Source organism: Stenotrophomonas sp. SPM, assembly GCF_003105135.1.
GTDB lineage: Bacteria > Pseudomonadota > Gammaproteobacteria > Xanthomonadales > Xanthomonadaceae > Stenotrophomonas.
Genome location: NZ_QETL01000146.1, coordinates 1 through 7,450, shown reverse-complemented (window position 1 = coordinate 7,450; position 7,450 = coordinate 1). Strand labels below are relative to the sequence as shown.

Annotated in this window: 8 protein-coding genes; 2 read left to right on the top strand and 6 right to left on the bottom strand. The window is 68.3% G+C overall.

The window, feature by feature from the left end; genetic code table 11:
• The first annotated feature begins 239 nt into the window (after positions 1-239).
• Positions 240-1,325 (top strand): D-alanine--D-alanine ligase, encoded by a 1,086-nt coding sequence (ddlA, locus tag DCO49_RS18805; RefSeq protein WP_116865284.1) that lies wholly within the window; start codon positions 240-242, stop codon positions 1,323-1,325.
• A gap of 81 nt (positions 1,326-1,406) precedes the next feature.
• Here ddlA and DCO49_RS18800 read toward each other — a convergent pair whose 3' ends face one another.
• The 3 genes from DCO49_RS18800 to oleC form a co-directional block, all read right to left on the bottom strand.
• Positions 1,407-1,562: a DUF1328 domain-containing protein gene (locus DCO49_RS18800; RefSeq protein ID WP_005407633.1), complete on the bottom strand. Its 156-nt coding sequence runs from the start codon at positions 1,560-1,562 to the stop codon at positions 1,407-1,409.
• 121 nt (positions 1,563-1,683) lie between these two features.
• Positions 1,684-2,670, bottom strand: coding sequence for a 2-alkyl-3-oxoalkanoate reductase (oleD, locus tag DCO49_RS18795; RefSeq protein WP_116865283.1), 987 nt, complete (start codon positions 2,668-2,670; stop codon positions 1,684-1,686).
• Positions 2,667-4,325 (bottom strand): olefin beta-lactone synthetase, encoded by a 1,659-nt coding sequence (gene oleC, locus DCO49_RS18790; protein WP_116865282.1) that lies wholly within the window; start codon positions 4,323-4,325, stop codon positions 2,667-2,669. The genes oleD and oleC overlap by 4 nt, the downstream gene beginning before the upstream one ends.
• 103 nt (positions 4,326-4,428) lie before the next feature.
• On the opposite strand from oleC, the gene DCO49_RS18785 reads away from it, so the two are divergent.
• A complete protein-coding gene (locus DCO49_RS18785; protein ID WP_116865281.1) occupies positions 4,429-4,800 on the top strand; it encodes a YkgJ family cysteine cluster protein in 372 nt (123 codons plus the stop codon).
• A gap of 101 nt (positions 4,801-4,901) precedes the next feature.
• Here DCO49_RS18785 and DCO49_RS18780 read toward each other — a convergent pair whose 3' ends face one another.
• The 3 genes from DCO49_RS18780 to DCO49_RS18770 form a co-directional block, all read right to left on the bottom strand.
• Positions 4,902-5,792: an alpha/beta fold hydrolase gene (locus DCO49_RS18780; RefSeq protein ID WP_116865280.1), complete on the bottom strand. Its 891-nt coding sequence runs from the start codon at positions 5,790-5,792 to the stop codon at positions 4,902-4,904.
• A gap of 128 nt (positions 5,793-5,920) precedes the next feature.
• Complete coding sequence (locus tag DCO49_RS18775) at positions 5,921-6,937, bottom strand: 3-oxoacyl-ACP synthase III (protein ID WP_116865279.1); 1,017 nt, start codon at positions 6,935-6,937, stop codon at positions 5,921-5,923.
• Between the two features lie 101 nt (positions 6,938-7,038).
• Entirely contained in the window at positions 7,039-7,356 is a 318-nt protein-coding gene (locus tag DCO49_RS18770; RefSeq protein ID WP_116865278.1) for a DUF4156 domain-containing protein, read from the bottom strand.
• Between the last annotated feature and the right edge of the window lie 94 nt (positions 7,357-7,450).

The following is a 7,450-nucleotide window of genomic DNA, read 5'->3' as shown; positions in this document are numbered from 1 at the left end:
TGGCGGGGTGGGTCCGGTTGCGGGGGACGCTGCAAGTACGTCCATGTAAGCTCGGTCGCCGCATCCATGCGGCTCACGCCCCCGCAACCGGACCCACCCCGCCTTCGACAGTTTCCCGTGAGCTGTCGGATCCCGTTGCGATGCAACGGGCTCTGACCCCACGGGTGATTCATGCGTGCCTCACCTGGTGGGCCGTGAGAGGTTCATGCTGTGTGGCCTTGTTACACAGGACAACCCGCATGGCACGGACCCGGGTCGGGATCATTTTCGGGGGCATGTCCTCCGAGCACGAAGTGTCGCTGCAGTCGGCGAAGAACATCCTCGATGCGCTCGATCGCGAGCGCTTCGAGCCGGTGCTGGTGGGCATCGACAAGCAGGGCCAGTGGCACCTCAGCCAGCCCGATACCTTCCTGATCAATGCCGATGACCCGGCACGCATCGCGCTGCACCCTTCGGGCACGGCGCTGGCGGTGCGGCCCGGTGCCGGGCAGGCGCAGCTGCAGCCGGTGGATGCGTCCACCGCGCTGGGCCAGATCGATGTGGTGCTGCCCATCGTGCACGGGCCGCTGGGTGAGGATGGCGCGCTGCAGGGATTGCTGCGCATGGCCAACCTGCCCTTCGTCGGTTCGCCGGTGCTGGGCTCGGCGGCGGCGATGGACAAGGACGTGGCCAAGCGGCTGCTGCGCGATGCGGGGCTGCCGGTGGCGCCGTGGGTGTGCATCCGTCGCCATGAAGCGGCGGACGTGGACGTGCAGGCGCTGATCGCACGACTGGGGCTGCCGCTGTTCGTCAAACCGGCCAACCAGGGCTCGTCGGTGGGGGTCAACAAAGTCAAGCAGGCTGGCGAGTTCGCCGCGGCGCTGCAGCTGGCGCTGCGGCATGACCACAAAGTGCTGGTGGAATCGGCCGTGGTCGGCCGCGAGATCGAGTGCGCGGTGCTCGGTAACGATATGCCGCAGGCCAGTGTCTGCGGCGAGGTGGTGGTGCACGACGAGTTCTATGCCTACGACACCAAGTACATCAACCCCGATGGGGCGGACGTGGTGGTGCCGGCGGCGATCGATGGCGATGCGCAGGCACGGATCCAGCAGATCGCGCTGCAGGCTTACCAGGTGCTGGAGTGTGCGGGCATGGCGCGGGTGGATGTGTTCCTCACCGCGGATGGGCAGATCGTCATCAACGAGATCAACACCCTGCCCGGCTTCACCCGCATCAGCATGTACCCCAAGCTGTGGGGCGCCAGCGGGTTGGGCTACACCGCGCTGATCACGCGGTTGATTGAACTGGCGCTGGAACGGCACGCGGCCGATCGGGCGCTGGTGTAACGGCCTTCTGTAGAGTCGAGCCATGCTCGACTGCGTTGTGATCAGTCGAGCACGGCTCGACTCTACAGAAAGCGAAATCGGCTATCCGCGCTTGCGGAACATCGAGATCACCGCAAGGATCAGGAACACGACGAACAGGATCCAGGCGATGTTGGTGGCGGCACCGGCGATGCCGGAGAAGCCGAGCACGGCGGCGATGATGGCGATGACAAAGAAGATGATTGCGTAATGCAGCATGGCGTTCCTCGCGGGTGGTCCGGCCGGTGTGGCGTTGGGTCCATCCTGCAGATCTGCCGGTGTGCAACCGGTGACGGCGATCTCTTCGGCTGATGAAGCCTTCAGCGCCGTGACGCTGCCGTCACGACGCAGCCTTCAGGCGGCGCAGCCCTTCTTCGATGCTCACCTGCGGCACGTAGCCGAAATCGCGGCGCGCCGGTTCCATGCTGTACCAGTGCGGCGTGCACAGCTGTTCGGCAAGGAAGCGGGTCAGCGGCGGTTCGCCCGGCAGCCGCAGCAGCGGCCACAGGCGTTCACTGATCGCGCCGATGCGATAGGCGGTCTTGAAGCTGAGGGTCTTCTCCACGGCCGGTGCGCCGACGGCCGCCAGCAGCTTGTTGAGCAGCTCGCGCATCGGCAGCGGTTCGCCGTTGGAAATGAAGTAGGCCTTGCCGGCACAGGCCGCACCCGGCACCAGCGCATCCAGCGCGAGGAAGTGCGCCAGCGCGGCGTTGTCGATGTAGGTGGTGTCGACCTTGTTGCTGCCATCACCGACCAGGCGCAGGCGGCCCTGGCGGGCGCGCTGGGCCAGGCGTGGCACCAGCTGCAGGTCGCCCGGGCCCCAGATCAGGCGCGGGCGCAGCGCCACGGTGGCCAGCGTGGCGTCGTTGGCCGCCAGCACGCGCTGTTCGGCAATCGCCTTGGTCGCCGCATAAGGCGCCTGGAAGTTCTCGCCGTAAGGCACTTCATCCGCGCCCAGCCCTTCCACCGGATGGGTGGCGCGGTGGGTCACGCTGGGCGTGGAGGTGTAGACCAGCTTGCCGATGCCGTGCGTGCGGCAGGCGGCGATGACGTTGTCGGTGCCGACCACGTTGGCCTGGTGGTAGCTGTCATAGCTGCCCCAGGCGCCGGCCTTGGCGCCGTTGTGCAGCACCGCGTCGACGCCGGCCACGGCATGCAGCACCGCTTGCGCATCGGCCAGGTCGCCGCGGATCTGGCCCACGCCCATAGCCTGCAGTTCCGGGTAGTGGCTGCGGTTGAAGGCCAGCACCTGGTGGCCACGTTCAAGCAGCCCGCGGCACAGCGCCTGGCCAAGGAAACCACCACCACCGGTGACCAGGATTTTCATGCGCGCTTCTCCAGTTGGGCGCGGGCCCAGACGGCGAGCTTCTCGCGGCCGATCTTGGCGTTGTGACGGATATCGACGGGGAAGGCCGGATGCACCAGGAAGTGCTGCAGGCCGGCCTCGGCAGCGTGGGTGGCCGCATGCGCGCGCAGGGTCTCCTGCAGCGCCGGGCTGTCGGACTGCCCACGCTGCAGTTCCACGCACAGCACCGGGATCTGCGCGCCGGCAGCGCCGACGCCCACCAGCGCGGTGCGGGCCACGCCGGGCACGGTGTTGAACACCGGCTCGAGCTGTTCGGTGTACAGCGGCCCGCGCGCGGTTTCCACGCGCTGGGTCTTGCGCCCGCAGAACCACAGGCGGCCCTGCGCGTCGAAGTAGCCGACGTCGCCCATGCGGTGCACCACGCGGGTGCTGCCATCGGCCAGGGTTTCGCGGATCTTCGCCGCGGCGGTGGCCTGCGGGCGGTTGAAGTAGGTATCGGTGGCGGTGGGCCCGGCCACGGTGATCTCGCCCACTTCGCCCTTGGCCAGCACGCGCGCCTGCGACCACTCGGGCAGCGGCGCATCATCGATGGCGATGATGCGCACCTCGTTGGGCGCGACCACGCTGCCTACGCAGGTACCGGCACCGGCCTCGGTGGCGGCGCGGGTGCGCTCCAGTTCGCGGCCTTCGACCACGGCCACCGGCAGGCACTCGGTGGCGCCGTAGGGCGTCCAGAACTGCGCGTCGTCGGGCAGCAGGCGGCGGATGGTGGCTACCACGTCCGGCGGTACCGGCGCACCGGCCGAGGTCACCCGGCGCACCGTCGGCAGCGGCCGACCCTGCCTGGCGAGCACCCGCATCAGGGCCGGCGAACCGAACAGCTGGGTCACCCCGAAGCGCTGGATGGCATCGTGCAGGCGCGCCGGGTCGGCCTGCGCCGGCCGGGTCGGGTCCATGTCCGGGATGACCGAGGTCAGCCCCAACGCCGGGTCGAACAGGGCGAACGGCGGGAAGGTCGGCAGGTCCACGCCACCGGCCTCCATGCCGAAGGCGCTGCCCAGCAGCTGGATCTGGCCGACGAAGTGGCGGTGGCGGTAGACCACGCCCTTGGGCACGCCGGTGGAGCCGCTGGTGAACAGGATGGCGGCCATATCCTCGCCATCGGTGGCGGCCAGCATCGGGCCGCGGGTGGCACCGGCGCGTTCCAGCGCGGCCAGGGTGGTTCCGCCCCAGCCCAGGCGGCGACCGACGGTGACCAGGCGGGTGGCCGACGGCGCCCAGCGCAGCGCCAGCCGCGCCACGTGGGCCAACGGGATGCCGATGAAGGCCTCCGGCTGTGCTTCGTCCAGGCACTGCTTCAGCGCGCGCTTGTCGATGCCCGGGTCGACCAGCACCGGCACCGCGCCCAGCTTGAACAGGGCGAACATCAGCAGGAAGAACTCCGGCGAGGGCCGCACCATCACCACCGTGCGCACGCCGCGGCCTATGCCGTAACCGGCCAGGCCGGCGGCCATGGCGTCGCTGCGGGCGTCCAGTTGGCGGTAGTCCAGGGTCACGTCGTAGGCGGCCATGCCGTTGCCGGCCCCACGCCGGCCGGGGCATCGGATGGCGATCTGGTCAGGGCGTTCGCGGGCCAGTTCAGGCAGCCGCGCCGCGATATTGCAGGGTCCGTTCATCCGTTCATTGTCGCCGCTTACGGAATTTCTTGCGCGGCCGCCCGCTTCGTGGAAAATCCGCTGCCTCGTCCCGATTCCCACTGCCGCCCGAGGCGGCTTGCCCATGCAACATCCCTGCATGACCTGCGGCGCCTGCTGCACCCAATACCGCGTGGCCTTCCACTGGATGGAATCGGACGAGGTCACCCCCGGCGGCGTGCCGCACCAGCTGACCGAAGTGCTGGACCCGCACCGCCTGTGCATGCGCGGCACGCACTCCAAGCCGGTGCGGTGCGTGGCGCTGGACGCGCAGATCGGCGTGTATTCGCGCTGCACCATCCACCCCAACCGGCCCAGCGTGTGCCGCGAGGTGGATGCGTCGTGGGAATACGGCAAGGCCAGCCCGCAGTGCGACAAGGCACGCATCGCCTATGGCCTGGACCCGCTGACCGCGGCGGACTGGGAAGGCAACGACAACAGCCCGATCGCGGCCTGAGGCCTGGGGTCGGATCCGTTTCGCAGAGAGGGCTCTGACCCCGGATTGCCTGGATGGGGTCAGAGCCCTCTCTGCGAGAGGGATCCGACCCCGCACAACCCTCAGAGCGGGTTCGCGTCCAGGAAAGCGCGGATTTCCGGCACCAGCACTTCGTGCTTGTCTTCCAGCACGTAATGCCCGGCGTCCTCGAAGGCGTGCACCTGGGCCTTCGGCAGCGCAGCCTGGAAGCCTTCCAGGAAGTGATGATCGAACACGAAGTCGCGCAGGCCCCAGCCGATGAAGGCCGGGCGGTCGGCGAAGGACGGCAGCGCCTGGCCGGCGCGCTCCAGCAGCGACCAGGCCTTGTCGGCCGGCGACAGCGGGATATCCTGCATGAAGCGGATGGTGCTGATGCGGTTGGCGTAGCTGTTGTACGGCGACACGTAGGCGCGGCGCACGTCGGCCGGCATCTTCCGTTCCACGCCCAGCCACGAGGCACCGGACGAGAACGCATTGAAGGTGCGGATGATCCACTCGCCGATCTTCCAGTGGCGGCCCAGCCCGATCTGCCACGGCATCTTCTTGGCCGCCGGCATCGGGAAGGCGGCAGTGTTGAGCACCACCAGGCGCTTCACCTGCGCGTGGTGCGACAGCGCCCAGCCGAAGCCGATCATGCCGCCCCAGTCGTGCACGGCCAGGGTGACCGGGCCGGTGATGCCCAGGTGCTTCAGCAACGCCTCCAGGTCATCCACGCGCGACTGCAAGGTGTATTCGTAGCGCTGGTCGTCGGGCTTGTCCGACAGGCCCATGCCGATGTGGTCCGGCACGATGCAGCGGTACTTGTCCGACAGGCCGGCCACCAGCGTGCGCCAGTAATAGCTCCACGACGGGTTGCCGTGCACCATCACCACCACCTCGCCGTCGCGCGGGCCTTCGTCGAGATAGCTCATCGACAGGCCGGGACGGACCTCGAAACGCTGCGGGTGGGCGGGGTAACCGGGAAGATCGCGCATGCGGAGCACCTAGTGTGAATCGCGGCGCAGTGTAGAGCCGAGCCGATGCTCGGCTGCTCTCCGGTCAGGCCGCGGTGGAACCGCGCTGGGCGCGTGAGCCGAGCATGGGCTCGGCTCTACAGGGGGTCTTACCAGACCACTTCAGCCATCGAACAGTTCAGGCCCGAGCCGATGCCGAGCAGTGCGATGCGATCACCCTTCTTCAGCTTGCCCAGCTGCTTGAGCTTGCTCAGCACGATCGGCACCGAGGCCGGGCCGATGTTGCCGTGCTCGCCGAAGATGGTCATGACCTTCTTCGGGTCGATGCCGAAGTTCTTGATGAACGCGGCGGTGTGCGGCTGGCTGACCTGGTGGATGACGAACTGGTCCAGTTCCTCCACGGCCCAGCCGAGGGCGATCTTGGCGGCGGCAAAGGTCTTCTGCGCCAGCTTGATGCCTTCGATCAGCAGCAGGCGGGTGTCGGTGACCATGCGGTCCAGGTTGCCCAGGCACAGCTGGTTCCATTCGGTGGCCGAGCGGGTCACGCCACCCTTGTAGCGCGGGGCGTCGGGCACCAGCTCCGAGCGCGCCATCACCATGGCGGCGGCACCCGAACCGGTGGTCAGGGCGGCCAGCTCGTTGCGGAAGTCGTCGGCGGTGACGTCCGGGGCGGTCATCCGTTCCAGGGTCTTTTCGTACACCAGGTTGGCGGTCTCGCCATCCACCACCAGCGCGTAGTCGATGTCACCGCGCTCAAGCATGCGTGCGGCGATGTCCATGCCGTTGATGAACGCCAGGCAGGCATTGGCGACATCGAAGGTCATGCACTCGTCGCTGACACCGAGGTTGCCGGAGACGATGGAGGCCGTGGACGGTTCCAGGTAATCGCGGCTGACCGAGGTGTTGACCAGCAGGCCGACCTGGCCGGCGGTGATGCCGGCATCTTCCAGCGCCTTGCGGCCGGCCATGGTGGCGGCGTCGGAGGCGAGGACGCCGTGGTCCCACAGGCGGCGGGCGTGGATGCCGGCGATATCGCCGAGCACGTCGGTGCGGATGCCGAGGCGATCCAACGTCGGCTGCAACCGTTCGTTGATTTCCTTGGTGGTCAGCGTATGCGGCGCGTCCACGTGTGCCAGGCCGGCGATCGAGACATTCTTGAAGAGCATCGAGGTTAGCGCCAAGGCTCAGGCAAAAGGGGGCGCTATTCTATAACTCCGGGGCTTTAACCGCATCTTTACGGATTCAGCCTTGGCCGTATGGTGTCCGCTCAGCGCGGCGGGCACTGGAACGCGGCGAAGCGCTGGCTGCCATCGGCCGGGGCCGCAGCGGCCTGCACGGCGTTGGCGCCGGCACTGGGGGCCTCGTTGCGGGCCAGGGTTTCCAGCTCTTCCTGCACGCGCAGCGGGTTGCGGTTGTAGAAGCCGACCTTGCTCTTCACGGTCACCACGACCTCACCCTTGGTGATGCAGCCCGCCGGCAGCGGGCCCGCCGGGAGCACGCGCACGGTCTTGCCGGCCGGTTCCATCGGCACCCAGGTGCAGGCCGTGACGGTGAGCAGCAGGGACGACATCAGCAGAAAGCGCATGGGCAGATCCTGGAAGGGTATGGGGCGATTCTGCCTGAACAGCCTGAATCGGGGGTAGCCGGGGGTGGGGGGCGGTGGCGCCGGGCCATGCCCG